The following is a 324-nucleotide window of genomic DNA, read 5'->3' as shown; positions in this document are numbered from 1 at the left end:
TTCCGGCCCTCGGTGTGTTTACCCGGGGTGGCCCACCGCCTCCTCGTAGAAGGAGCGGGTGACCGTCCGCGACTCGGGGAGCGGGTCACCTTCCGTGACACCCTGGGCGCGGTAGGCGGACTGGAGGCGGTCGGTCGTGCCGGATCGGATTTCCCAGTCCATGCGGAGCGACGGTGTCGAGCGCAGGATCGTCTCGTCCGTCTTCAGAAGCTTCGCCAGGTATGTGACGAAGGTCTCGTTCTTCTTGTAATCAACCACGAAGTGCGTGTTCAGCGTGCGGATGTACGCCCGCAGCAGTGCCACCCCCGCGTCCACGTCGTCGTT

General features: G+C 64.8%; 1 pseudogene. It reads right to left on the bottom strand.

Annotated features, from left to right (window positions below):
• Positions 1–18: 18 nt before the first annotated feature.
• Positions 19–324 (bottom strand): annotated as a pseudogene (locus CCL05_RS47050) (ABC transporter substrate-binding protein); the annotation flags it as partial.

Origin of the sequence: Streptomyces africanus, from assembly GCF_002150735.1 — a bacterium.
GTDB lineage: Bacteria > Actinomycetota > Actinomycetes > Streptomycetales > Streptomycetaceae > Streptomyces > Streptomyces africanus.
The sequence above is the reverse complement of the archived record's forward strand: the minus strand, read 5'-3'. Positions and strand labels throughout refer to the sequence as shown.